Below are 25412 nucleotides of genomic sequence, written 5' to 3'. Positions count from 1 at the left end.
TCGTGAGGCAAGACATTGATGACAATGATGGCAACCAAGATGATCACGGTGACCCTGCACGCCGACGACCCGATCGCGCGGGCCGGCCTCTCCGGTCTCCTCCGCGGACAGCCCGAGATCGAAGTGCTGGAGCGGCCAGTGCAGAGTGTCGGACGCCGCTCTGTGGCCGTGATCCTCGCCGATCGCGTCGACGACGACACCGCCGTGGTGCTGCGCCGGCTGGTGCGCGGCGAATCACGGGAAGCGGTGCTGGTGGCGGGCAAGCTCCATGAGCGGGAGCTGCTGAGCGCGGTGGCCTGCGGAGTGCGGACCTTCGTGTGGCGGCACCAGGCCACGGCGGAAAGCCTGGCCAAGGCCGTGCGATCCGCGGCCCGTGGCGACAGCGAAGTCCCGTCCGACCTGCTCAACCGGCTGCTCGTGCAACTGGGGCGGCACGGCTCCGGCGCGTCGTCGGCGCCCATGGTCACCGGGCTGTCCGATCGTGAGGTGCAGGTGCTGCGCTTTGTGGCCGACGGGCTGGAGAACCGGCAGATCGCGGGAAAGCTCTCCTACTCGGAACGCACGGTCAAGAACATCCTGCACGGTCTCATGACACGCATGCAGCTGCGCAACCGCGCGCACGCCGTTGCGTTCGCACTGCGGGAGGGGTACCTGTGAGCACCCAGATGATGCCGGCATCGCCGGTGGACACCGCCCTGGGGACGTCCCGGTGATTCACGAGATCGACGAGGCGCTGCGACGTCTGCTGCGCGCGCAGGCGCTGCCCGCGGGCGCGGCAGAGGTGGTCTTCGACGCCCCCACCCGTGAGTGGGCCGCCCGCCGCAACGCTCCCACCGTGGATGCGTATCTCTACGACATACGGGAGGAGGTGGCCCGGCGCGAGCGTGGCGCGATGGCGCTGCGCGATGCCACCGGCATGGTCACACGGCGGCGCCAGCCGCCGCGCTGGTTCCGGTTGTCCTATCTGCTCACCGCGTGGACCAAGCGCACCGAGGACGAGCATCGGCTCCTGTCCGCCGTTCTGACCGGCCTGCTGCCCCACGAAACACTGCCGGCCGAATATCTCGAGGGCCCGCTGGCAGACCTCCATGCGGCGATTCCCCTCACCATCGGTGTGCCACCGGCCGAGTCCCGCTCCATCGCGGACATCTGGTCGGCCCTCGGCGGAGAACTCAAGCCGTCGCTCGAGGTCGTGGTGGTCGCGCCGATGCCGGTCTCGCCGGACTACCAGGTGGCGCCGCCGGTCCTCCAGCCGACGGTGGCCGTGGTGCACGACCTCGCCGACAGCCGTGAAGGCGGTTCACGACCTTCGGCGAGGAAGGACGGGCAGTGAGCGCCGCCTTGATGAAGCGCCTGGCGCTGCTCCGGGAGAGAGCCCGGACCCTGGTCGACGCGCGCAGCGCCGAAGATCCGTCCGCGGGTGACCCCTTGCGGGGGCTGTATCTGTCCGGGGAGCACATCGGGCGGCTGTTGGAGACCGATGGGACGCGGCACACGGTCCGGCTCGACGACGCCTACGGAAGTTGCGGTGATCCGGAGGGCCGGCTGCTGTGCCTGGCCGAACGCTTTGCACTCACGCAGTTGGACGTCCACATCCTGCTCGCCGCCCTGGCACCGGATGTGGACCGCGACTTCGAGTCGCTGTACGGGTATCTCAACAACGATGTCGGACGTCGGCGTGCCAGCGTCGCGCTCACTCTCGATCTCGCGGGACTGGCACCGGGTGAGGCGTCCGCGCGCGCCCGGTTCCATCCCCGTGCTCCTCTGCGCTCGGGTGACCTGCTCACTCTGGACGACGAGGACCGGCCACTGCCGGGCCGGGCACTGCGGGTTCCGGAGCGGGTGATCGCCCATCTGCTCGGCGACGACACGCTCGACGGCGACCTTCCCGGCTCCGTGAGCCTGAAGCCCGTCGGCGAGCCGGACGAGGGCACCAGCCGGGCCGATCCCGCGACAGGCCTGTTCGCGGGGCGGCTCGGGGCGCTGCTGGCAGCCGCTCCCGCCGTGGTCCACCTGCGTGAGAGCCGGCAGGGCACCGGTCTCGCGACCGCCGTCGCGGCCGTGCACGCCGCGGGCCTTCCGGTGCTGCGCTGCGATGTGACACACACGGCGCAGCAGGCCGACCGGGTCGTTCCCGCGCTGCTCAGAGAGGCGCGGCTGCTCGGAGCCGGCATCGTCCTGGGTCCCTTGTCCAAGGAGCCCGAAGCCTGGGTCAATGCGGTGGAGCAGGGCGCTGTCCTGAACACACCGGACCCCACTGCCTGCGCAGCGGCAGGAACGCACGATGCCGGGGCCCGCCGCGTCCTTCCCGTCGTCATCTTCGGCAAAGATTCCTTCGACCCGCGCTGGTCGCCGTCCGGTGATGTGTTGTGCCTGGACGCACCGCACGACGGCATCGACACCGAACTGCTCTGGCACACCCATCTCGGAGACGCCGCCAAGCGTTTCGACCTGCCCGCGACCGTCGCCTCCTACCGTTTGACCCCCGAGCAGATCGCCCACGCGGCCAAGGCCGCCCGCTCGCTCGCCGCCCTGGAGGGCACAACACCGGGTGCGGTCCATGTACAGCAGGGCGCCCGCCGGCAGTCGGCACCCACCTTGGACCGGCATGCCCGGCGCGTGAGTCCGGCCGTGACATGTGCCGATCTCGTCCTGCCCGACGAACCCCGTACCCAGCTTGCAGAGCTGCTGACCCGGGCGCGGCACCGGGAGCGGGTGCTTGGGCAGTGGGGGCTGCGTACCGGTGGTGGGCGCGGGCACGGGGTGGTGGCGCTGTTCGCGGGGGAGTCGGGGACGGGAAAGACCCTGGCCGCCGAGGTCGTCGCGGGGGAGCTGGGCATCGACCTCTACATCGTCGAGTTGTCGGCCGTGGTCGACAAGTACATCGGCGAGACGGAGAAGAACCTCGAAAGGATCTTCGCCGAGGCCGATCGCACCAACGCGGTCCTGCTGTTCGACGAAGCCGACGCGATCTTCGGCAAGCGCTCGGAGGTCAAGGACTCCCACGACCGCTACGCCAACCTGGAGAGTGCCTACCTACTCCAACGGCTGGAGTCCTTCGACGGCATCGCCCTGCTCACCACCAATCTCCGGGCCAACATCGACGAGGCCTTCACCCGCCGGCTCGATCTGCTGATCGACTTCCCCTTCCCCGACCCGTCGCAACGCCTGGCCCTCTGGCGCCACAGCCTGACCGGAGTGCCCTGTGCGGACGACATCGATCTCGATTCCTGCGCCCGGGACTTCGAGCTCGCCGGCGGTTCGATCCGCAGCGCCGTCGTCACGGCCGCCTACATCGCCGTAGGCCGTGGCACACCGGTCACCACGGCGGACCTGCTGGCGGGAGCGAAGCGTGAGTACCGCAAGGCGGGACGCCTGGTCCCCGGCGAGGTCCTGGTGTAGGAGCGACCGGACACGGCGACGTCCGGTCGGGTCCGCCTGCTGCGGGAGTCGCGCCGCCGCGTTGCTTCGGGCGCTGGTCCCCTGCGTGGCGCAGCGACACTCGTTGCTCGCCGAGGTTGAATCCGGGCCGGCCTGCAGGGGCCGGTTGAGATGTCTTCCGGTCCCGTGCACCCCCGTCCCGAGCCTGGCCACGGTGCTACAGGGCGATCAGACCTGCTGTCGTCTCCTTGAAGCCGCAGGCATCAAAATAGAACGAACGCAGGTGCTCCTCGAAGTCGACGTGGAGCCATTCGCATCGCGCGGCACGAGCTTCGCGAGCCGCGGCGGCGACCAGCGCCGTCCCGATACCTTTCGCCCGGAGACGCTGGGCGACCACCGTGTCCAGGAGGAAGGCGTGAACTCCGCCGTCCCAGGCAACATTGACGAAGCCGATCAGATCGCCCTCCTCCCGGGCACAGACCCAGCCGAGGCTGTAGCGCTCAAGTCGTTCGCGCCAGTCGGTCTCGGCGACCGGGGGGCCGAAGCCGTCGGCGTGCAGGGCGTTGAGGGTGGCGTTGTCGAAGCGGCCCCGCCACTCGTACGTGATCGTCACTCCTCGATCGTAGTGACCGAGCCACGTTCAGCCTGACAGAGTTCGGCCGCCGCATCGCAAGCCTGGCGCCGTGATTCGGCGGCTGCGGCCCTTGCCCTTACGGGCAGGGGCCGCGGGTTGCTGGTGGGATGTGGCTTATACCGGGGCGGTGAAGGCGGTGAGGATTTCTTCGGTGCGGAAGTCCAGGGATGCGTAGACGGGTTCGCCCATGGTGCTGGAGTAGAGGTAGGCGGTCGTGGCGCCGGCGTCGTTCGCTGCGCGGATGATCTCCGCCGTGATGGCCTGTCCGTGGCCTTGCCGCCGATGCTGTGGGAGCACGCTGATGTTGAAGACTCCCACGAGGTTGTCGGTGACCGCGGCCATTCCCGTGCCCACGGGAACCCCGTCCGCCTCCGCCAGGTAGAAGGTGAAGTGTTCCCTCTTGGCCAGGGCGGGTTCGGCGAACATCGCAAACACCTCGAGGGGCACCCCGAAGCCCTCCGCCATCGTCCGGGCGTACAGGCCCAGTTCGTCACCTGCCACCGGGCGTATGCGCACGGACCCGGCCGGCCCCGGCAGCATTCCCGCACCGGGACGCCTGATCATGAGTGGCGTCGTGGTGACCGCGGTCAGCCCGTACTGCGCCGCCACCTCCGTGATCGCCTTCCCGGCACGACCACGGACCTGGATACTCCACGGCAACCCCGTCCCGCTCACTTCACCGGCCAGAGCCTCGACGACCTCGGGGTCGGGTTCCAGGTTGGGGCTGACGACGGCGTTCAGGGTGGCGACCGGTGCACCCGACACAGCCAGAACGGTGCCTTCCGGGTCTCTGTGGAACCGCCCGCTCGTCGCGGTCGCCAGATCGTCGCAGACGTCCGTGTAGGCGAGCACGATCGGTCTGAGTGGGTCGTGGAGCTGAGCCATGGGTGTCGTCTCCGGGAGGTGCGGGGAACGTCGGACGATGTGAAGGGGCAGCCCGCTTGAGGTCGCGTCGTCGCAGGGCGGGACATGGTCCGGAGGCGGGCAGAGCACGCGGGGCGCAGCACCTCGGTGCGGGATGCCGAACAGCGTGGGCGCGGCGTCGCTGCGGCGACCTGCTCCAACCGATCACACCGGGCCGCGGTTCGGATAGAACGCCAGTGCCACGTGGCCTTGGAGGGGCGGCGCAGTGCGGCGGCCGGACCGGCCCTGCGTGGTGATCGGATGCATCTTTCCGGTCAGTGGCCACCGCTGCGGCGGGTGCCGTCAGTGGCCGGCGACCGCCTTCGGACCCGTTTCCCGGTACCTGTCCGGACGTGCCCGATGCCGCGGGCTCAGTGCCTGTGTGCTCTGGCACGGCACCGCGACGATGGGCGGCCTCCCGCACCGAACGGTGCAGGAGGCCGCGTGGCGGGATACCGGACCTGGGGGAGCTGCACGGTGCCGGGTCCACGCCGCTCATCGGGGAAACGAAGCTCAGCGGGTGACGGGCTGTACGAGCTGCCATCGCTGGATGGCGGCGAAGGCCGCGTCACAGGGCCGGACCTGCGCCTGCGCGTCCTTGCCCATGTTGGTGAGACAGCCGCCCGTCTGGGCGTTGACGATCGTCACGATGTCCTGGGACACGGGCTGCAGGCGCCAACGCTGGAGAAGACCCGCCTGACCCGCTCGTACGGCTGCTTCACCACCGGGGATGGTCCTGAGCCGGACCGGCGCCTCACCATCGGCCTGGTCGAGAACGCTGCCGAGCGTATCGCTCGGCGCGAGCGCCTCCGTGCCGTCCGAGAAGGGGATGCGGGCCCAGAACCGGTTCTGCTGCTGTCCCTGCACCTTGTCGTCGTCGGCGAGGATCACCTCGGTTCCGTCGTCCGTGCGGCCGTCGGGAAGGGCGAGGACCTGTCCGTTCTGGGTGCTGCGGATCGTGACGATGGCGTTGTCGGCCGTGTCCGTGCCCGCCTGGTCCTGTGTGCTGTCAGGGGAGGGCGCTTCCTGTGCGGCCGGCTGCGACGGGGAAGGCGACGGTGAGGGGGCGGCCGACGGGGGACTGGGGATCGGCGATGGCGTCTGAGGGGGCGGGGGCAGCGCGTTCACCGGTGCGGCCGGCGGTAGTTGCTGGGCCACCGCGTTCGACACCAGGGGTGGCCGCGGGACGAACCAGAGCGCCGCGAACGCGGCAGCGCCCGCAGCCAGTAGCCCCAGCGTGACCAGCAGCCACTTCGGGAAGAGCGGCAGCCGGACGAAGGTGCCGCGCAACTGCGCGGGCGGGACCGCCCCCGTTTGCCCGGGCAGACCATCCCGCGCCGGGGTGAGGGTCAGCGTGAACGGATACCGCTCGGGCCGGCCGAGAAACTTCACCCCACCGGGCCGGATCCTCACCCTGGCGAGACGGGTGCGGCCCTGCGCGACCTCCAAGGTCTCCGGAGAGGGACGGAAGGCCAGCACATCCTCGTCGTCCTGCCCCGAGATCCCGACGGGCAGCGGTGCGTTGCCGAGGTTGTCCACGGCCACGCGTGACCGCGTCGACAGCCGCCCGCGCACCGTCACGGGAACCAGTTCCGCGCGCATCTCCGCGAAGGGGGAGACGGTGACGACTCCTTCGCCCACGTTCGACAGTTCCGGACTCTGCCGCGGTTGCACCAGGATGCCGAACGGCAGGCTCCCCGCGGTCGTCTCCGGCGCACGGGGCGGGGAGAAGACCACCGAGGCCGAGCCCTCGTCTCCGGGGTAGAGCCGCAATGTGTCGGGAGCGATGCGCGTCCATGCGGCAGGGTCACCGACGACCGAGAGCCGATACTCCTCGACGGTGTCGCTGTCGTTCCGGAGTCGCACGGTGGTGGTTTCGCTCGAACCGGGATCGACCGCGACGGAGCTCGGTTCCAGGGAGGTGAAGGTGGTCACACGACAACCTTTGAGAAGCGCCATGAGGTGGGCCAGAGGCATCCGGGCAGGGTCCGATGGCCGTACGGGGGGCCGTATGGCCATGACCCGGCCGGGCAGCGGCCTGTACAAGTGGGGACGCACGGAGGACGGTCGGTGCACATGACCACATGGGCCCGCCGCTGTGCCCCAACGGCCTGTCGAGCGGCCGTTTCGAGGAAGGCCCGCCCACGTCAGGCTGGTGACAGCTCGATCATGTGAAGCTGTCGTACAAGGAGAAGCCGCTATGCCCACGTACCTCTCCCCTGGCGTCTACGTCGAGGAGGTGGCCAGTGGATCGCGTCCCATCGAGGGAGTTGGCACCTCGGTGGCCGCCTTCGTGGGCCTTGCGCCGTCGGGGCCGCTGAACGAGGCCGTCATGGTCACCAACTGGTCCCAGTACACGTCGACCTTCGGTGACTTCACCGAGGACTACGCCCTGGCGCATGCGGTGTACGGATACTTCAACAACGGCGGTACGACCGCGTATGTCGTGCGGGTCGGCGGTGGGGCCACCGACGCCGGCGAGCGGCCCGCGCTTGCCACAGCGCAGCGACAGGCACCCCTCGGCGCCTTCCGCGTGACGGCTCTCGAAGGGGCGGACCTGGGCGGAGCACCTCTGGTGGAGGTGTCGACCCCGGCCGGCGAGGGACCGGACGACCGGTTCACCCTCACGGTCAAGGACGGCGACAAGGTGCTGGAAACCTTCGACGTCTCGTCGAAGAAGGGCAACCGGAACTACGTCGTCACGCAGATCAAGCAGCGGTCCAAGCTGATCGCTGTGGAGGAGGCGGCCCCGGCGGCCCAGATCGCCCGCCCCGACAACGGGACGGTCGCCCTGGAGGCCGCGCCGTCCTCGCTGCCGGTGCCCTCGCAGGAGAGCCTCACCAGCGGCCACTTCCTCGGCGACGCCGCCGACCGGACGGGCTTCGGCGGGCTGGAGGCGCTGGACGCGGTCACCATGGTCGCGGTCCCCGACCTGATGGTCGCCTACGAGCGTGGCGCCCTCGATATGGACGCGGTGAAGGCAGTGCAGCTCGGCATGATCGCCCACTGCGAACTGATGGGTGACCGCATGGCGATCCTGGACCCGCCGCCGGGCATGAACGCCCAGCAGATCCGGGACTGGCGCCAGGACACCGCGGGATACGACTCCTCGCATGCCGCCCTGTACTACCCCTGGGTCAAGGTCCTCGACCCCTCCGGCGGCCGGCAGCGCCTGGTCCCGCCCAGCGGCCACATGGCGGGCATCTGGTCCCGCAACGACTTCGAGCGCGGGGTGCACAAGGCGCCCGCGAACGAGATCGTCCGCGGTGCCGTCGACCTGGGCCTGCAGATCACCCGCGGTGAGCAGGACCTGCTCAACCCCATCGGCGTCAACTGCATCCGCGCTTTCCCCGGCCGGGGCATCCGGGTGTGGGGAGCGCGTACGGCCGCCTCGGACCCGGCCTGGCGCTACCTGAACGTGCGCCGGTACTTCAACTACCTCGAGGAGTCGATCCTCGCCGGCACGCAGTGGGTGGTGTTCGAGCCCAACGACGAGGCCCTGTGGGCGCGGATCCGGCGCAACGTGTCGGCGTTCCTCGTGAACGAGTGGCGTGCCGGGGCGCTCTTCGGCTCCCGCCCCGAGGAGGCGTTCTACGTCAAGTGCGACGCCGAGACCAACTCGCCGGAGTCGGTCGAGGCCGGCCGCGTGGTGTGCGAGGTCGGCATCGCTCCCGTCAAGCCCGCCGAGTTCGTCGTCTTCCGGCTGGCGCAGTTTTCCGACGGGACCGGCGAACTCGCCGAGTAGCACCTCCGGTGCCGTGGGTGCCGGCCTCGATCGCCGGGCCGGTCCACTCACCGTGCCCGGCCACAGATCATTTTCCTTTTGTTCGGTTGATTCCAGAAAGAGAAACGAACGCTCATGTCTCTTCAGCCTGGTGATGCGCTCGCCTCACACAATTTCGGCCTGCAGATCGACGGTGTGATGGTCGAGTACCTCCAGGAGGTCAGCGGCCTCTCCGTCGAACAGGACGTCATCGAATACCAGCAGGTCTCGGCGGACGGAAAGCCCGTCATCAAGAAGATGCCCGGTGTGCGGAAGGCCGGTGAGTGCACGGTCACCCGGGGTATGACCGAGTCCAGCGCGTTCACCACGTGGATCAACGATTCCATAGCCGGGAACATGGGCGCCGCACGCAAGAACGCCACCATCATGATGATGGACTACCAGAACAACCCGGTGAAGCGTTACAACATGCGCAACGCCTGGTGCAGCAAGGTGGAAACCAGCGGAGTCAAGGCCGGCGACACGTCCGCACTGACCGAGCAGGTGACCATCACCTTCGAAGAGCTGGTCATCGAGTGATCAGGCGCACCGCCGCTCGTGCGGGGGCCGAGGCGGCAACCGCAGGGCCGGATCCCGAGCCGGTCAAGGCATCACCGCCCGCCCCGGCCCCGGCGCCCCTTCGTACGGAGTTCGCGTTCGAACTTCCTCGTGGATACGTCGACGAATCGGGAATCGTCCACCGATCGGGAACGATGCGGCTTTCCACGGCACGTGACGAACTGGTCCCTCTTCGGGATGTGCGCGTCCAGGACAACCCGGCGTATCTGTCGGTCGTCCTGCTCGGCAGGGTCATCACCCGCCTCGGCACGCTTCCGTCCGTGCACGATGGAATCGTCGAGAACATGTTCGCCTCGGATCTTGCCTTTCTGCAGGATTTCTACCGCCAGATCAATGCGGAGGGACATACCCGGGCGGCGGTGTCCTGCCCCCACTGCACCGAGTCCTTCGAGGTGGACCTGGCCGGGAGCCGCCTGGGGGAATAGCGACGTACGCGACCGACCGTCTGCACGACGAGGTCGCGTACCTCGCCTTCCACCTGCACTGGGGGCTCGAGGAGTTGTTGGACCTGGAGCACGCGGATCGCCGGCTCTATGTGAAGCGGACCGCAGCATTGGTGAGCCGCGCGGAGGAGTGAGTTGAGTTGAGCGGTTTCCTGGCAGGGATCTGGGGTCGGGTGTTCGCACCCGTTCCGGGCACCGAGGCTCACGACAGCCGTCTTCCGGAGTCGCCCGTTGTGCGTCCGGCCGGCCGGCCGGACGCACAACGGGCCACCGGCGGTCAGTGGCAGTCGGCTGCGCCGGTCCAACGAGTGCTCGACGGCGTGTCTCCCGCAGTGGTGTCGCACGACCTCGCGGCGCACCTCGCGACCCACCAGAACCCCGCTTTGACCGGGGGAGAACCTGCCCCGGGGAGGGGGCTGCGGGTTCTGGACGCGGGCACGCGCGGGGAACACCTCGGTGTGCCGGCCGACCGCGCCCACACCGCCTGGCGGCGGACGGAGACGGCTGCACCATCGGCTGCGCGACCGGGCGCACGGACAGGCAAGGGGGGACCCGATGGTCCGACCGGTGGCGCTGTCGGCAGTCCTGCACCGGTGAAGGTGCCCCTGCCGGGGCCCGCGGTGCCGGTGCCGACGACATCGAACGACGCTTCGGCCCCTTCCGAGTACAGCCAAGCGGTTCCGGCCGAGCGCGCGCCCGAGCCGCGCAAGGAGTCCGTGCAGCGCGTGACACGGGCAACGCCCGTACGCTCCGCACGATCCCCCTTCCTGTCGGCTCCGCCCGCGCCCGCTGGGCGACGGCTGGCGGCCGTGGTCGCCCGGGCAGAGGACCGTTCCGTGGGCACCGATCCGGTGCCCACAAACCCGGCCCACACAGTTGAACCATCACCTCCCCGAACGGGAGGCGCCGACCGGTCCGCGCCGGGAGCCGACCGATCCGCATCCCGGGATCGTCCCGTCCCGTCCGCGCCCGTGAGTGACACGCCCGAGCCCACACCCCCCGCGATGACGCCTGGGCGCGACGCGGCCCGCGTCCCGCACACCCCGGCCCCCGCCCTCGTCCAGCGAACGGCGTCGCAGGCCGGCCTCCCGGCAACCCGGACGGGGCGCGCCGTGCGGACCGCGCACGCCCTGCACACCGAGCACACTGCGCGGACCGGGCCGACCACGCGCACTGCGTATACGGATCTTCCGGCCCGTACCCCTGGCAGCCAAGACGCAGGGAACGTTCATGGCGGAGCAGGCGAACTTCCCCCGACCGCACAGCCGGTGCACCCGCAGGCCACCGGCAACGGCGCCACTGCGCCGACGACGGCGCAGGCGGTCGCCCCCGACACCGCGGTGCAGCGCTCGGCGAACAAGGACGCACGGACGCCGAACAAGCCCCCGGCTCAGCGCCGGCCGAGCACCCGTGCGCCCCAGACGGCAGCAGGCGCGGCCTCGAGTACGTCCAACGCCCCTGGTCGTGAGGCCGGTTCCCCGCCGTCGGACCTCGGTCTCGGCGCCCCGCTTCGACTGCAGCAGGAAGGAACCTCTGCTCAGTTCACTGCTCCCGTACAGCGAACGCCCGTTGTGGGTAGGCAGGTTGGGCGAGCCGACCGGTCGTTGACCACCGGAGGGGCTCATCATCTCGGCCTCGGTGCGCCGCTGCGGTCGCGGCCCTCGGATCCCACTGTGTCCGCACGACCGGACGGTCGGATCCCGGCTCCCACCGCCCCCTCGACGTCGGCGTCCGGTCCGACGGCCCAGGGCGCTTCGGCGCAGCAACCGGACCAGGTGAGCACGGTCGCCGCTCCCGCGCGGACGACAGGTGCGGAGCCCGCCGCGGGGGCATCTGCCCTGCGGGCGACCACCGACAACCCCGCTGCCCCGCTCCGTGCGTCGACCGCGGCTTCGGCGAGCCGGACGGCTGTGAGATCGGTGGCAGACAGGGGGACCACGGCTGCCGAGCCCACACCGTCCGGGACACCGCACACCGGGCCGTCTCACCCGGTGCCTTCCCGCCTCGGCACGGCACAGGCCGCACGCCCGGCATCGCCACAGACGGCGGAGTCGGCGCTCACGCCTGCCGAGCGGACCACGCCCGATGGGGAGCGAGGCGTCGTCATCCAGCGCCGAGTGCGTTCCGGGGCGGGGGAGTTCACACGGAACCACGTCGCTGTGGCGGGGCACGTGGACACCTCCGCCTCTGTTGCGCCGGGGGGAGCCCGCGCCCTCGCGCCGAGCAAGGAGTCGTCCGGCACACGCGTGCAGCGCAGCACGGCCGCCGCGGCTGCGGACCGCTCCCCGGCCACCGGCGCCGCACCGGGCGAGGTATCCGTCCTGCGGCCGTCGCAGACCGGGCGCACCACGCGTGTCGGCCCGCAGGCATCAGGCAGGGGCAGCCAGTCGCTGCCCGCCGTTTCGGGTGGCCTCCTCGACACGGGCCGCCCGAACACCTCTCCTTCGGTCGCTCCCACCGCACCTTCCTCCTCTGCGGCACCCGTCGCGGGCGATGTACAGGGGAGTGCCGCCGTGGCCACCGGGCGGACCTCGCTCGCACAGCCCACCGCACCCCTCGCCCCCGTGCAGCGGCGAGTCCCGCTGCATCGCGCAGGTCGGTCCACACCGCAGACCCTCCGCCCTGTCGCAGCGGCGGCCATGCCACGCGTGCTGACCGTGCCGGTGCAGCGTTCCCACGCCGGGACACCGAGTCCGCGGGCGATGTCGCGGTCGACCGCCGTGCCGGAGAACGCGGCCGGCCCGGATTCGCTCGGCGCTGCGGGCCGCAACCTCGGCCAGGGCCAGGGCCAGGGCCAGGGCCAGGGCCAGGACCGGGGCACGGACCCGGCTGTCAGGCGCCCGGTAGCGCCGGTTCGCCTGCCGTTGGTCCGTCCGCGCACGGCAACCGTGGCGCCCAAGCACGCCGCCACATCCTCTCCACCCCTGGTCGTGCAGCTACTTGGCGGCCAGGCACCGCGCCCTGCCCCGGGTCCCGGCGGCCCCGCCACCAAGGAGCGCTCCCGTGTCACCGCTCCTCCGGTGCCCGGCCCGCAGCTCCCCCCCTCCGCGACGACGACCAGTGCGGGCAGAACCGCTGCCGCGTCACCGTCGCCGTCCGGCGGACAGCCGGTGTCGATGCCCACCCCCAAAACTCCTCGGCAGGGTCGCGCGCCGTTCCAGCAGTCACCGGTCCCCGCCGCCCCCTCCCGCACGCCGCGTGCCACGCCGGCCCCCGCCGCCTCCCGCACGCCTCGTGCCGCAGCGGCCCCCTCCGCTCCCGCCACCGTCCAACGGGCCGGCCAATCGTCGCGGGCAGCAAGGCCGATCGCCGCGTCCGCGGGACGAGCCGCCCCGAGCGTGCCCTCGGTCGCGCCGGGGACCGGGCGGACGGCGGGTCCGCTGCCGTCACTGCCACCGGACCGTGCCCTGACCGTGCAGCGTCAAGGGCAGGGGTCTCCCGTGCAGCGCGGCCTTCCGGCCCCAGGCCCGGGCACCTCGACCGGTGCGGGCACCCCGGGCGGCCCGGGGCCCGCACTCCACGCACTGCCCCCCGAGTCGCTGGACGCACTTGCCCGGTCCCTTCTGGAGCCCCTGTCCCGCCTGCTGCGTTCCGAACTGCGCGGTGACCGCGAGCGGATCGGCCGCCTCCGCGACACACCCTGACCCCGCACCCCAGCCACGAGAACCACCCCACGACGCAAGGACCCAGCCCATGCCCACCCCTCAAGACCCGGCCTCCACCGTCTTCTTCAGACTGTCCATCGACGGCCTGGACCTCGGTCTCTTCAACAGCTGCGAGGGGCTCGCTTCCGAGGTGCAGGTGGAACAGCGAGAGGAAGGGGGCAACAACGGGTTCGTCTGGCAACTGCCCTCCAGGATCACGTACTCGAACATCCGGCTGACCCGACCGCTCACCCCCGACACCGGCAAGGCCGCGGCCTGGATCTCCTCCATCGTGACGGGCATCACCAGGCCGACGGGGCAGATAGCCGCCTTGCGGGCGGACGGTTCCGTGGTCGCGCAGTGGGGGCTCGTCGAGGTACTGCCCGTACGGTGGCAGGGCCCGAACCTGGACCCGGCAAGCCCCGGAGTGGCCACCGAGACGCTGGAGATCGCCCACCACGGCTTCACCGACGCCCAGGGGGCCTGATGCCGCCGGCCACGGGTAATGCCAACAAGAGTCTTGTGCGGGCCCGGCTCGCCATTCACCATCCGCCGAGTGGGTCCAGCCGCACCGTGGGCGGGCGGATCGGCGAGGTCGAGTTCCAGTTCAACCCCCACCAGATGGAGCTGTCGCGCTCGGCGTCCTGGTACGCCCAGCGCGCCGTCGGCTTCGACCGCGGCGCGCAGCAGGAGTTCTCCGGAGCAGAGCCGGCCTCGCTGTCCCTCGAGGTCTTCCTCGACGCCTCCGCAACCCCCGGAAGCCCACGTGTGCGCCGGGAGGTGGAGAAGCTGCTCTCGTGTTGCGAAGTGGATCCGCAGACTCTTCCCACCAACCGGCCCTCCCCGCCCTGGGTGCGCTTCTCGTGGGGCGGATTCAGCACGGTCCAGTTCACGGCGTACGTCGAGAGCGTCAACGCCGCCTACTCCCTGTTCAGTCCGACCGGTGAGCCCCTGCGTGCCACCTGCCGCCTGAACCTCAAAGAGATCCCGACACCGACGAAGGGGCAGAACCCGACCTCCGGCACTCTGCGGACCCAGCGGGTCCATCGTGTGGTCGCCGGTGACTCACTGCCGTCCCTGGCCTGGCGCGAATACGGCAATGCCACGCAGTGGCGTGCCATCGCCGAAGCCAATGACATCGACGACCCCATGCGGCTGCGCCCCGGCACGGAACTGCTGCTGCCGCTGGCCGACGACCTGCGGCGGGGCGGTGCGTCGGCATGACGACCGCGCAGGCTGGCTCAGAAGTGAAGGCTCATCCATGAAGTCCTATACGACCGTAGTGAAGGTGAAGATCGCGGGCGCCCCGCTGCCCGATCAGGTGGCCGGGCGGCTGGTCTCGGCCTGGATCGACTCGAGCGTGAATGTGCCGGCCGCCTTTCGGCTCGTCTTCAGCGATCCCGCACGCGATCTGCTGGGCCTGCTGCCGTCCCTCACGGTGGGCGCGAAGGCGGAGCTGGTGCCGTACACGGACGGCACGTCGGGTCGTCCCCTTGTCACCGGGGAGGTCACGGCGCTGGAGGCCGACGCCGACGGCCTGGGCAAGTCGTTGATCGTCCGCGGGTACGACCCCGGGCATCGTCTGCTCCGCAACCGCCGGGTCGCGGGCTACCCGAACATGACGGCCGCCGACATCGTGCGGCGACTGGCCACCCAGAACGGGCTGACGGTGGGGACCGTGGATGCGACTCCGACGGTCTACGAACTGGCGACGCAGCCCAACCTCACGGACTGGGACTTCCTGACGCGACTGGCCCGTGAGAGCAACGTGCATCTGTACTTCGACGAGGAGGGACAGCTCCAGTTCACAGCCCTGCGTACCGCCGCGGGCGCCCCGTCCGACAGTACGCCGGCGGCACAGAGTCCCTACGTGGTGGAGTTCGGTGTCAACGCCACCAACAGCCGCGTCGCGGTCACCGCGGCCGGGCAGGTGCCCTCGGTCTCGGTGCGCGGCTGGGACCTTCAGACGAAGCGACCGCTGTCCGCCGACGCCCCCGCGACCACCACCGAGGACATCCTGGCGGACATCACGCCGGGCGAGGTGAGCCGACCGTTCGGGCAGGCCTCGCTCACCGGCACGGCGGTCCCGTACACCACCCAGGCCCAGGTACGGCAGGCCGCCGAGGCGCTTGCGGACGACGTCACAGCCTCCTTCGCCGAGCTCGAGGTTGCCGTCGACGGCAACCCGGCGCTGCGCCCGGGCGTCCCCGTGGCGCTGAACGGCGCGGGAGCGCCGTTCGAGGGGAAGTACACGGTCACCGGTGTCCGGCACGTCTTCGCCTCCGGTGAGCAGTACACGACATGGGTTCAGGTGAGCGGCCGTCAGTTCCGTTCCCTGTACGGCCTGGCCGCCGGTCAGCAGCAGGCGCCGACGATGCCGGGAGTGGTGATCGCCGTCGTGAGCAATATCAAGGACCCGCTGGGCATGGGCCGCGTCAAACTGCGCTTTCCCTGGCTGTCGGATTCCTACGAGAGCGACTGGTGCCGGGTTGCGCAGTTCGGCGGTGTGCGTGGTGGCGGGCTGATCCTGCCGGAGGTCAACGACGAGGTGCTGGCCGCTTTCGATCGGGGCTCATTGGAGCACCCGTACGTCCTGGCCGGCCTCTACAACGGCGTCGACAAACTGCCCCGCATTCAGGAGGGCAGCCCGCCCGTGGACCCGACCAGCGGCTCCGTCAACTGGAGGAAGCTGGCCTCGCGGAGCGGGCAGGCCGTCGAGTTGCTGGACGACGCCCGCAGGGCACAGGGCGTACGACTGCGCACCGGGGACGGGTCGCTGACCGTCCACCTGGACCAGAACCGCACGAGCGTCACCGTCAGCAGCGACGGCAGCGTCTCCATCCGGGGCGCCCGCGGCGTCGACATCAAGGCGGGCGGGGACCTGAACCTGACGGCCGGGCGAGCGGTGAACATCTCAGCCGGCGCGGCGCTGAACCTCAAAGCCGCGGGCAAGGTCGGCCTGGCGGCCGGTGGCGCCGTCTCGATCGACGCGCTGGGCGTCGCCAGCGTCAAGGCGGCCGGCGCGGTGTCCCTGACCTCGGCGGCGAACGCCTCCGTCACGGCTGCGACGGTGACCTTGACCGGCGTCACGCTGCGCAACGGGGTGCCCTTCTGATGGCCGAACAATTCGTCGGCGCCGGCTGGGCGTTTCCGCTGCACACGGACGCTTCCGGTGCCATCGCCCTGGTCCGTCGTGAACGGGAGATCGAGGAGGCCATTCGCCTGGTGCTCGCCACGGCGCCCGGTGAACGCCCGATGCGCCCCGAGTTCGGCTGCGCCGTGCACGACCTGGTGTTCGCCCCGGTCAACGAGGCGACCGCAGGCCGCATCAGTTACGAGGTACGTACCAGCCTCGAGCGGTGGGAGCCCCGTATCGAAGTGGCCGAGGTGGCCGTGACGGCGTCCGACGACGATCCCTCCGTACTGCTGATCGACGTCAGGTACGCGATCCGCGGGACCAGCAACCCGCGCAGCCTGGTCTTTCCCTTTTATGTGATCCCGTCCAGTGAAGGCGACGTGTAAGCCCGATGCCCCTGCCCACCCCGCATCTCGACGACCGGCACTTCCAGCAGTTCGTCGACGACGCCAAGCGCTACATCCAGCAGCGTGCCCCGGAGTGGACCGACCACAACGTCTCCGATCCCGGCATCACGCTCATCGAGGCCGTGGCGTACATGAGCGACCAGCTCATGTACCGGCTCAACCGTGTACCGGACAAGAACCACCTGGCGTTCCTGGACCTGCTGGGGGTGACACTCTTTCCGCCCTCGGCGGCCCGGGCCGATGTCACCTTCTGGCTGTCCGCGGCCCAGCCCGAGCCCGTGCTGCTGCCCGCCGGCACCGAGGTCGCCACCATGCGCACCGAGACGCAGGAGGCGATCGTGTTCACCACCGAACGCGACCTGCGCGTGCCCTCGTCCTCCCTGGAACGCGTGCTGCGCCAGGAGAACAGGCAGAGCCCTCAGGACCGGACCAGCGCCGTGCTGGGCAACACCGACGTGCCCGCCTTCTCCAAGAAGCCGCAGCCGGGCGATGTCCTGCTGTTCGGCCTGTCCGCTGCCGTACCGGACTGCGCGGTGGTGCTTGTCCTGGACAGCCAGGTGGACGGTGTGGGTGTGGACCCTCGCCAGCCACCGCTCGCCTGGGAGGCGCGTACGGCCACCGGGTGGGAGCCCTGCGAGGTGGACGAGGACACGACGGGTGGTCTGAACCGGTCCGGCGAGGTCGTGCTGCACGTGCCGTCCGGGCACACCTTGTCCCAACTCGGCCAGCACGAGGCGGGATGGCTGCGGTGCCGGGTGCTGGAGCCGGCGCAGGACCAGCCGTTCTACTCTGCGACCCCCACCATCCGAGCGGCTTCCGCCTACACCATCGGCGGCACGGTCCGGGCCGTGCACGCGGTCGAGGTCCGCGACGAGGTGCTCGGCGAGTCGTCGGGAGCTCCGGGGCAGCGGATGCAGCTCGGGCAGGTGCCGCTGATCGCCGACGCCCCGCTGGTCGAGATCGAGGTGACGGACGGCGACGGGTGGCAAGGGTGGGAGGTGGTGTCCGACTTCGCCGCTTCCGAACCGTCCGACAGGCACCTGATGGTGGACGCGACCACCGGCGAGATCGCCTTCGGCCCTTCCGTGAGGCAACCGGACGGGAGCATACGGCAGTACGGTGCCGTGCCCGCCAAGGGCGCCGTGGTGCGGGCCGTGCGGTATCGCACCGGAGGTGGGCGCCGCGGCAACGTCTCCCGGGCGCAGCTACAGGTGCTGCGCAGCTCGATCCCGTACATCGCCCGCGTGGAGAACCGGGAGGCCGCCGGCGGCGGAGTCGACGGGGAGAGCGTCGAAGAGGCCAAGGTACGGGCGCCGATCGCGTTGCGGGCTCAGGAACGCGCCGTCACCGCCCGGGACTACGAGGAGCTTGCCCGGCAGGCGGCGCCCGAGACCGCTCGGATCGTGTGTGTGGCGGCGGAACCCGAATCGGACGGGGTGGGTGCCGTCCGGGTCCTGGTGGTGCCGGACGCCGTGCCGGACGCGGGGGGCAGGCTGCGCTTCGAGCAGCTCGTCCCCAGCGATGCCCTGCTGGAGCGGGTGACCCGGCATCTGGACGAGCGGCGGCCGCTGGGCACCCGGCTGGCGGTCGGACCGCCGTACTACCAAGGCGTCTCCGTCACCGCGACCCTGCACGCGTACCGCAGCAGGCCGGCACAGGAGGTCCGGGCGGCGGCGCTCGACTGCCTGTACACCTACCTCGATCCGCTGACCGGCGGAGCGGAGGGCCGGGGATGGCCGTTCGGCCGTCCCCTGCGGACGGGGGACGTCTTCGCCGCGCTGCAGCGAGTCCCCGGCGTGGAACTGGTCGACGACGTCGAGCTGTGCCCCGCCGACCCGTTGACCGGGCGCCGCGGTGAACCGACCGACCGTATCGACCTGGCGGGATCGGCCCTGCTCTTTCCGTACGACCACCGGATCCGCGTGATAGGAGCATGATGAGCACCCCCATTCCGGCATCCCCCCATCCGCTGCGGCACCAACTCCCGGGTGTCTACGCGCAGGACACGTTCGCCGGGGTGTTCGCGGACGGTCTGGACACGATGCAGGGTCCGGTCCTCACCACACTGGACTGTCTGGACGCCTACTTCCGGCCCGGGCTCGCACCCGTCGATTTCCTCGACTGGATCGGCGCCTGGGTCGGAGCCGAACTGCAGGACCTGATCTCCGAACCCGCGCGCCGCGAGGCCGTCGCCATGGCCGTGGTGATGCACCGCCGTCGAGGAACCGCCCAAGGACTGGCTGCCGCAGTCCGGTTGGCTTTCGGGGTCACACCGGACATCACCGAGAGCGGTGGCGCGGTCTGGTCCGCCGGGCCGCGGGGCCGCCTTCCCGGTGATCCCCTGCCCTCGCTGCGCGTGGTGGTACGGGTGCCCGACCCGGCGGCGTTCGACGTCCGGCGCCTGGAGTCACTGGTCGCCGCTGCCCGCCCCGCACATATGCCGTTCACCGTTGAGGTATTGAGCGAAAGGTCTGACAACCGATGAGCGAGAAGGCGACGCCCGACGGTCTCTGCCCGGTGTGCGGGACGCCCGGACCCGAGGGCGGGGAGTCGTTCTGCGACGTGTGCGGCACACTGATCGACTGGGACGCGGCAAGGGGCCCGCAACCCGGCTCCGGCTCCGCATCGTCACCGGCAACTCAGGAGGAGGGGCCCGACCGAGGGCCCGCCGCTTCAGGTTCGGCCCCGGTGGCGGCCGGTTCACAACCGGACGTGGCACCGTCCCTGTCGCCCTCCGCCGGCGAGAGTACGTCCGGCGCGGGTGGGAAGCCGCCGACGGCAGCGGAAGACGTCACGGGGAGCGAGGGGAGCCGTCCGGGGCGACGGAGCGGTGACGGGTCCCCGACCGGCCGCAAGGCGGAGACGGGCTCCAAGCCGGATCAGGACGAGGGGGAAAGCGGTGGCGGCGAACCCGTGACCGTGGCAGATCCGGACCTGTCGGCGCGCGCACGACGCGACGGCGACGGCCGGCAGCGGGCCCGCGCTCTGCTGGTGCCCGTACCCGACGCGGAGGGGGCGGAGGGAGGAGTGCCCGCCGTGCTGCCGGGACGCCCCGCGCCCGCGCGGCCGACCGTGAGGGCCCTGCAAGCGGACATCGAGAGTGGTATCACCTGTCCCCGGTGCGGGGTGGAGAACCGGCCGGATCGCGCGTTCTGCCGCAACGACGGCACGCCGCTCGACGGCAGGGCGAAGCAAGGGGTCCAGGACCCGCGGCTGCGACGGCAGCGCCTGGCGGGCTGGCGCCCCCGCATCCCGTGGAAGCGGGTACTGGTCATTGCCGGGATCGTCTGCGCGGTGATCGGCGCGGCATTGCTGACCCCTCTTGTGATCCGCACGGTCAACGACCACTTCAGTGATCCGTCCCCGCTGCCGCCGGCCGCCGTGAGCGCCTCGAACGCCGACGCGGCGCACCCCGCGCAAGCCGCCTTCGACGGGGTCAGCAACAGTTGGTGGGGGACCGGGTACTCCGGCGACTCATCCGGGCAGTACCTGCAGGCGAACTACCAGCAGCCGGTCAAGCTGGAGAAGATGATCATCACTCCTGGTGTCTCGCGCCGCGTCGAGGACCGCTCCCAGGCCCGCCCCGAACGCATCGACGTGCTCCTCACGGACGCCCGGGGGCGCACAGCACTGATGCACTACGCGCTCGCCGACGGCGGTGCGCAGGTCGTGGACGCGCACATGGACGACGTCGTCCAGGTCGACATGATCGTGCGCAGCGCCTACGGCACGGCACAGAACAAGCAGGTGGCGATCGCGGAGGTGGAGATGTTCGGGCGGTCGTGATGCCAGGGCCTGCCCTGAGTGAACCGGACACGGTCGCGCAGGGCGGGTGCGTACCCCGGCCCTTGCTTCATCTATCGAAATTCGATAGATTCCCATCGCAACTCGATGGAAGGACGGGTCATGGGAAAGCTGGCAGTGCGTGCGCTTCGCGCCGTGCTCGTGGTGGTGCTGGCCGGCACCGTGTTCGTACAGGCGGGGATGGTGTGGGTGCTGGTCAGCGGGAGCGACCCGGAGGACGGCTCCCTCCCGCTGACGGCGCTTCGCGTGGTCACGATCCTGGGCATGATGTCGGCCCAGGTCGCCCTGGTCTGCGTATGGCGGCTGGTGACGATGGTGCGACGCGGAACCGTGTTCTCCCATGCGGCCTTCCGCTACGTGGACGGCGTGATCGGCGCGATCGTGGCGGCTTCCCTGGTGTGGTTCACGGTCACGGCCATCAATGCGCCGGGCCAGCGGGACGACCCGGGCGTCACCGTCATCATGGGCGGGATCGGCCTGGCCATCCTGGGGGTCGCGCTCATCGTGCTCGTGCTGCGGATGCTCCTCGCCCAGGCCGTCGCACGCGACGTCGAAGCGGCCCAGATGCAGGCCGAGTTGGACGAGGTGATCTGATGCCGATCGTCGTCGACATCGACGTGATGCTGGCCAGGCGGAAGATGTCCGTGGGCGAGCTCGCGGACCGCGTAGGGATCACGCCCGCCAACCTGGCGGTACTCAAGAACGGCCGCGCCAAGGCGGTGCGCTTCGCGACACTCGCGGCGCTCTGCGAGGTGCTCAAGTGCCAGCCGGGCGACCTGCTGCGCTGGGAGGCCGAGGACGCGGCGGGTGGATGAGGCACCCAAAGGGTGCGCGTGAAACGCCCGGCACCACCCGCCCGTGGCGCGGCGGGTGGGCCGCAGGAGCGGGCTCACCGAGAAGAGCGCCGGGCGGTGAGCGCTCCCAGGGAACCGAGCAGTGTGAGACGCTCCGCCGTCGGTGTCCCAGCGGCCGGCGAGAAGAGGGCCAGGATCTGTGTGCGCTCCTCGTCGACGAGCACCTGGCAGTCGAGTTCCAGCAGGCCCACCTCGGGGTGCTGGATCCGCTTGCGTCTGCTGCGCATCACTCCCACCGAATGCAGACGCCACAGGGCCTCGAACTCGGGACTCGCCCGTAGCAGCCGCTCGACCAGGTCCTTCGCCTGCGCGTCGTCGCGGCGGACGGCCGCGGCCCGCAGGTCGGCGACGAGCGCCCGGGACTCCGTCGCGTGATCCTGAACCGGATACCCGGCGCGGGCGCGGGGATCGGTGAACCACCGGTACACCACCGTGCCCGCGGCACCGCGCAGCCGGGTGAGATCGCCGAAGACGGCCTGTGCCAGGTCGTTCTGGGCCAGGGTGGCACCGAGGTCGGTCATCACCTGAGCCGGGATGTCGGAAAGGCGGTCCAGCACACCGAGCAGGCTCGGGGCGACATGTTCGTCGGACCGCCTGCGGTCCGGCGGTCGGTGTCCGGCCAGCCGGAAGAGGTGGTCGCGCTCGTCCAAGGTCAGGCGCAGTGCCCTGGTGATCGCGCGGAGCACGCCCGGCGACGGCTGCGGCGCACGATCCTGCTCCAGACGGGTGTAGTAGTCCGTGGAGATGTCGGCCAGGCGCGCGACCTCCTCCCGGCGCAGTCCGGGAGTGCGCCGGCGCCCCGTTCCCGGGAGGCCGACGTCCCCGGGGTCGAGCGCCTCCCTGCGCACCCGCAGGAAATCTGCCAACTGCTCGGTGTCCACCCTTCGAGTCTGCGGCACAGCCACACCCGCAGCCAGAGACCGCCGATCCCTGGGTAAGGCGACTCTGCCTGACGGCTCCGATCGGCGAAACGCTGGTCACCGGACCGGGAGCCGCCCGGTCGGATGACGAGGGAGAAGATCCTCATGAGCAAGGCAAGGACGTCGCGGACCTGGTTTCTCACCGGAGCGTCCCGCGGGCTGGGCGCACACTGGGCCGAGGCGATCCTCGCCCGCGGTGACCGGCTCGCGGCGACCGCCCGTGACAAAGCGGCGCTGGCGTCGCTGTCCGAGCACTACGGCGACCGCTTCCTGCCCCTGCAGCTCGACGTCCGCGACTCCGCGGCCGTCCACGACGCCGTGCAGAGCGCCGAGCAGACGTTCGGCGGAATCGACGTGCTGGTCAACAACGCAGGTCACATGCTGATCGGCGCCGTCGAAGAGGTCGAGGAGGAACAGGCCCGGGCCCAGATGGACGTCAACTACTTCGGTGCGCTGTGGGCCACTCGGGCCGTGCTGCCCGGGATGCGCGAGCGCCGAGCGGGCCGGATCCTGCAGGTCTCCTCACTCGGGGGCCTGGTCGCCTATCCGGCGCTGGGTATCTACCAGGCCTCCAAGTGGGCCCTCGAGGCGATGAGCGAGTCACTCGCAGCCGAAGTGGCCGCGTACGGCATCCACGTCACCTTGATCGAGCCGATCATGTTCCCCACCGGTCTGGCGGCCGCATCGCCGCAGGCCCGGCAGGACCCGGCATACGTCCATGCCCGGCAGGCCCTGTACGCGGGGGCGGGGGCCGGCGGCTTCACGCCGGGCGATCCCGCAGCGACGGCCGAGGCCCTCTTCGCGCTCGCGGAAACTCCCGAGCCGCCCATGCGGGTCCTGTTCGGGACCGGCGGCCTGGAGGCTCTGCGCACCGAGTACTCCGGCCGGCTCGCCGGGCTGGAGCAGTGGGACCACGTCGCGCGCCTCGCACAGGGAAACCCGAGCGGATCATGAGCCACTCCGACCGGCACGCCGAGCGTACGGCGGACGCCGCGCGTGCCTGACGTGCATGCGCACGACGACCAGGCGGTGGTGGGCGTGGACGAGACCGGGGATGTGAAGAAGGGGACGCGCACGTAACGGCAGACTGCTGGGGTATCGGGCCCGGACCCGGCGGAATGCCGAGCGATTCGTCCGCGTCGGAGAGGTCGTTCAGCCTGGGCCGCCGCCGAAGCTGATCTCATTGCCATCCGCGTCTTGGTAGCTCACCTTGGTCACACCGCCTTCGTATGTCTCACGCTTCGTGGGCCCGATGCCCCGCCGAGCGATCTCGGCGACTCGGGTCTCGAGATCGTCGACGAACGACAGCACCAGGGCGTTCCCCGCCCGTACCGGGTCCTGGACGATGTAGATGAAGCGATGCTCGGCGACCTCCCACACCGCCTCGACGGCGTTCGGCAGAAACGAGGGCTGCCTGCCGAAGAGCTGCTCGTACCAGGGCAGCGCCGCGTTGTAGTCGGTGACGGGGATGCCTGCGAAGAGGTCCAGGGCCATGCCGTCCTCCGTGTGGAGTCGATGTGTCGTCCGTACTGACTTCGGCAGCGTCAAAAGGTCATTGTTGTCCGCCTCGCCATGACCACGGAGTCCTACTGGCGCAAGGTGACCGACCACTGGACCAGGCAGTCCACCTCGATCAACCCGGAGCCCGGCAGTTCGACGGTACCGCGGAAGGGGCCGTTGCTCCGGTGCAGTTCCTTCGCGCCCTCGCCTCTGAGCGAGCGGTGCGTGAGGACGACGTACCCCTTGAGGACTTCCAGCTTCAACGTGGTGCGTGCACCGGCGTACCGGAGGACGTTCGGATGGCCGCCCTCGGCACTCTTCACCAGTTCGGGCAGTGAGCCGGAGGCACGGAAGCCGAGCTTCCAGCGGGGGAACAGTGAACCGTGTGTGGGTCTTTTTACAGTGACGTGCGTGTATTTCCTGGGAACGATGGCCCGCGTGCGGTGGCCACCGTAGTTGTGCGTCACGAGCATCTGGCCCTGCTCGAGCTTGTCGGGAGTGTCGATCAGCCCGTGGACGTAGAAGGCCGAGAGGATCCCGCTCTTGATCTCCACGACCGTGGCCGCGCTGTTCGGAGCATGGCTGACAGGGACCGTACCGTTCCCTCGGCCCGAGTGGGGCAGACGTATCTTCTCCATGTCGTGCAGCTTGGCAGGCTGGGCGCTTCGTTCGCGCGATCTTTGCGGCTTCTCGGGCACCGGAGCGTGCTCAGCGCCGTCGCCGACGCTTCACAGTGTTGGTAAGGCCCCGTATCAAGGTCTCCTGGGATGTCCCTAGCGTGTGGGCCGCCCCGCAGTGCAATCCGCATGGCCCCTTCCTCGGCCTCGAACGCCGTTTGCAGAGATCATTTGTCAGACGTACCTGAAGCCTGTCCCGCAACCCTTCTGCGCGGCGTCAGGCTTCGTTGGGGTCCCGTGCAGCGGCCAATTCACGCAGCTGTGCGCCGGTAGCCTCACGCCACTCGTCCGCGACGTCGCGGGTTTCATCCCGGCCTTTGCACCCGATGCCCGTCGGGCGCAAAGGCCGGGGATCGATCTGCACGCAGCGGCATGCGGCTCCCTGGGATCTGCCGCTGGAGGACCGTCTTGTCGGTCACGGCATACTGGCGCTGCGAACGTGACGATACGACAGCTGGCTCCGTTTTCGGGATATCCGAGTCGGCCGCAGACCCGATCATCGACCACCTCGGGTCCACTGTCGGCGCTCCGGCAGCGAAGGCGGTGCCGTAAGAACACGGTGCTCATCGTGGACGGAACCTTGGTCAGGTCGACTCCGCGCCGTGGTGTGCCACTTGTCCGCAACGCCGGGCGAGCCTGAGCGCTGAACCCGCCGCCGGCGTGAGGAACCCACTGACGAGGCGGAACAGCCGCACCCTGGCGTGCCGGACCGGAAACCTTCCGGGGCGCGGTCGTCGAACGGGGGTGCGCCGATATGGCGTCTCCGT

The 25412-nt window shown here is 70.4% G+C and carries 24 protein-coding genes and 1 pseudogene; 19 read left to right on the top strand and 6 right to left on the bottom strand.

Annotated features, from left to right (window positions below; genetic code table 11):
* Window positions 1-24: 24 nt before the first annotated feature.
* The 3 genes from ACSHXN_RS02230 to ACSHXN_RS02220 are packed head-to-tail and all read left to right on the top strand — an operon-like array spanning window position 25 to window position 3402.
* Window positions 25-657, top strand: coding sequence for a response regulator transcription factor (locus tag ACSHXN_RS02230; RefSeq protein WP_355142462.1), 633 nt, complete (start codon window positions 25-27; stop codon window positions 655-657).
* Between the two features lie 52 nt (window positions 658-709).
* Window positions 710-1333 carry a DUF4255 domain-containing protein gene (locus ACSHXN_RS02225; protein WP_355142464.1) on the top strand — a complete coding sequence of 208 codons (624 nt, stop codon included), beginning with the start codon at window positions 710-712 and terminating at the stop codon, window positions 1331-1333.
* Between the two features lie 11 nt (window positions 1334-1344).
* Entirely contained in the window at window positions 1345-3402 is a 2058-nt protein-coding gene (locus ACSHXN_RS02220; protein ID WP_438306414.1) for an ATP-binding protein, read from the top strand.
* A gap of 196 nt (window positions 3403-3598) precedes the next feature.
* Here the strand turns inward: ACSHXN_RS02220 and ACSHXN_RS02215 are convergent, their stop codons facing one another.
* From ACSHXN_RS02215 to ACSHXN_RS02205, 3 genes are all read right to left on the bottom strand, one after another.
* A complete protein-coding gene (locus ACSHXN_RS02215; protein ID WP_355142466.1) occupies window positions 3599-3994 on the bottom strand; it encodes a GNAT family N-acetyltransferase in 396 nt (131 codons plus the stop codon).
* Between the two features lie 135 nt (window positions 3995-4129).
* On the bottom strand, window positions 4130-4900 hold the full coding sequence (locus tag ACSHXN_RS02210; RefSeq protein ID WP_438302512.1) for a GNAT family N-acetyltransferase: 771 nt from the start codon (window positions 4898-4900) through the stop codon (window positions 4130-4132).
* Window positions 4901-5431: 531 nt separating this feature from the next.
* Window positions 5432-6853, bottom strand: coding sequence for a hypothetical protein (locus ACSHXN_RS02205; RefSeq protein WP_438302511.1), 1422 nt, complete (start codon window positions 6851-6853; stop codon window positions 5432-5434).
* Window positions 6854-7118: 265 nt separating this feature from the next.
* Here ACSHXN_RS02205 and ACSHXN_RS02200 point away from each other — a divergent pair, with 265 nt between their 5' ends.
* From ACSHXN_RS02200 to ACSHXN_RS02135, 14 genes are all read left to right on the top strand, one after another.
* Window positions 7119-8663, top strand: coding sequence for a phage tail sheath subtilisin-like domain-containing protein (locus tag ACSHXN_RS02200; RefSeq protein ID WP_438302510.1), 1545 nt, complete (start codon window positions 7119-7121; stop codon window positions 8661-8663).
* 114 nt (window positions 8664-8777) lie between these two features.
* The gene (locus tag ACSHXN_RS02195; RefSeq protein WP_059131189.1) at window positions 8778-9221 is read left to right on the top strand and encodes a phage tail protein; all 444 of its coding nucleotides are present in this window, start codon (window positions 8778-8780) and stop codon (window positions 9219-9221) included.
* Window positions 9221-9685, top strand: a complete 465-nt coding sequence (locus tag ACSHXN_RS02190) for a hypothetical protein (protein WP_355805473.1) — start codon at window positions 9221-9223, stop codon at window positions 9683-9685. The genes ACSHXN_RS02195 and ACSHXN_RS02190 overlap by 1 nt, the downstream gene beginning before the upstream one ends.
* On the top strand, window positions 9682-9837 hold the full coding sequence (locus tag ACSHXN_RS02185; protein WP_345552849.1) for a DUF6760 family protein: 156 nt from the start codon (window positions 9682-9684) through the stop codon (window positions 9835-9837). Before ACSHXN_RS02190 ends, ACSHXN_RS02185 begins: the two co-directional genes overlap by 4 nt.
* A 3306-nt stretch (window positions 9838-13143) precedes the next feature.
* Complete coding sequence (locus ACSHXN_RS02180) at window positions 13144-13347, top strand: hypothetical protein (RefSeq protein ID WP_356113911.1); 204 nt, start codon at window positions 13144-13146, stop codon at window positions 13345-13347.
* 49 nt (window positions 13348-13396) lie between these two features.
* Window positions 13397-13834: a phage tail protein gene (locus tag ACSHXN_RS02175; RefSeq protein ID WP_438302509.1), complete on the top strand. Its 438-nt coding sequence runs from the start codon at window positions 13397-13399 to the stop codon at window positions 13832-13834.
* Complete coding sequence (locus ACSHXN_RS02170) at window positions 13834-14571, top strand: CIS tube protein (RefSeq protein WP_355136605.1); 738 nt, start codon at window positions 13834-13836, stop codon at window positions 14569-14571. The genes ACSHXN_RS02175 and ACSHXN_RS02170 overlap by 1 nt, the downstream gene beginning before the upstream one ends.
* A 37-nt stretch (window positions 14572-14608) precedes the next feature.
* Window positions 14609-16462, top strand: a complete 1854-nt coding sequence (locus tag ACSHXN_RS02165; RefSeq protein ID WP_355136603.1) for a VgrG-related protein — start codon at window positions 14609-14611, stop codon at window positions 16460-16462.
* A complete protein-coding gene (locus tag ACSHXN_RS02160; RefSeq protein WP_059131193.1) occupies window positions 16462-16869 on the top strand; it encodes a GPW/gp25 family protein in 408 nt (135 codons plus the stop codon). Before ACSHXN_RS02165 ends, ACSHXN_RS02160 begins: the two co-directional genes overlap by 1 nt.
* 5 nt (window positions 16870-16874) lie before the next feature.
* Window positions 16875-18827 carry a putative baseplate assembly protein gene (locus ACSHXN_RS02155; protein WP_383358378.1) on the top strand — a complete coding sequence of 651 codons (1953 nt, stop codon included), beginning with the start codon at window positions 16875-16877 and terminating at the stop codon, window positions 18825-18827.
* Window positions 18827-19375, top strand: coding sequence for a phage tail protein (locus tag ACSHXN_RS02150; protein WP_438302508.1), 549 nt, complete (start codon window positions 18827-18829; stop codon window positions 19373-19375). The genes ACSHXN_RS02155 and ACSHXN_RS02150 overlap by 1 nt, the downstream gene beginning before the upstream one ends.
* A gap of 428 nt (window positions 19376-19803) precedes the next feature.
* Window positions 19804-20676: an NADase-type glycan-binding domain-containing protein gene (locus ACSHXN_RS02145; protein ID WP_355136597.1), complete on the top strand. Its 873-nt coding sequence runs from the start codon at window positions 19804-19806 to the stop codon at window positions 20674-20676.
* A 120-nt stretch (window positions 20677-20796) separates the two neighbouring features.
* Window positions 20797-21288, top strand: coding sequence for a DUF2975 domain-containing protein (locus ACSHXN_RS02140; protein ID WP_355136595.1), 492 nt, complete (start codon window positions 20797-20799; stop codon window positions 21286-21288).
* Window positions 21288-21509 carry a helix-turn-helix domain-containing protein gene (locus ACSHXN_RS02135; RefSeq protein ID WP_266636582.1) on the top strand — a complete coding sequence of 74 codons (222 nt, stop codon included), beginning with the start codon at window positions 21288-21290 and terminating at the stop codon, window positions 21507-21509. Before ACSHXN_RS02140 ends, ACSHXN_RS02135 begins: the two co-directional genes overlap by 1 nt.
* Before the next feature lie 74 nt (window positions 21510-21583).
* Here the strand turns inward: ACSHXN_RS02135 and ACSHXN_RS02130 are convergent, their stop codons facing one another.
* Window positions 21584-22429 carry a helix-turn-helix domain-containing protein gene (locus ACSHXN_RS02130; protein WP_355136593.1) on the bottom strand — a complete coding sequence of 282 codons (846 nt, stop codon included), beginning with the start codon at window positions 22427-22429 and terminating at the stop codon, window positions 21584-21586.
* 144 nt (window positions 22430-22573) lie between these two features.
* Here ACSHXN_RS02130 and ACSHXN_RS02125 point away from each other — a divergent pair, with 144 nt between their 5' ends.
* A complete protein-coding gene (locus ACSHXN_RS02125; protein ID WP_356113904.1) occupies window positions 22574-23422 on the top strand; it encodes an SDR family NAD(P)-dependent oxidoreductase in 849 nt (282 codons plus the stop codon).
* Window positions 23423-23620: 198 nt separating this feature from the next.
* Here the strand turns inward: ACSHXN_RS02125 and ACSHXN_RS02120 are convergent, their stop codons facing one another.
* Window positions 23621-23962 (bottom strand): VOC family protein, encoded by a 342-nt coding sequence (locus ACSHXN_RS02120; RefSeq protein WP_355136589.1) that lies wholly within the window; start codon window positions 23960-23962, stop codon window positions 23621-23623.
* Window positions 23963-24054: 92 nt separating this feature from the next.
* On the bottom strand, window positions 24055-24606 hold the full coding sequence (locus ACSHXN_RS02115; protein ID WP_355136587.1) for a hypothetical protein: 552 nt from the start codon (window positions 24604-24606) through the stop codon (window positions 24055-24057).
* 407 nt (window positions 24607-25013) lie between these two features.
* Between ACSHXN_RS02115 and ACSHXN_RS02110 the strand changes: the two are divergent.
* A pseudogene (locus ACSHXN_RS02110) lies at window positions 25014-25231 on the top strand (helix-turn-helix domain-containing protein); the annotation flags it as partial.
* Between the last annotated feature and the right edge of the window lie 181 nt (window positions 25232-25412).

The sequence above is a fragment of the Streptomyces sp. HUAS TT11 genome (assembly GCF_051553595.1).
In the GTDB taxonomy this organism is placed as follows: Bacteria; Actinomycetota; Actinomycetes; order Streptomycetales; family Streptomycetaceae; genus Streptomyces.
This window is presented reverse-complemented; position numbering and strand designations above follow the sequence as displayed.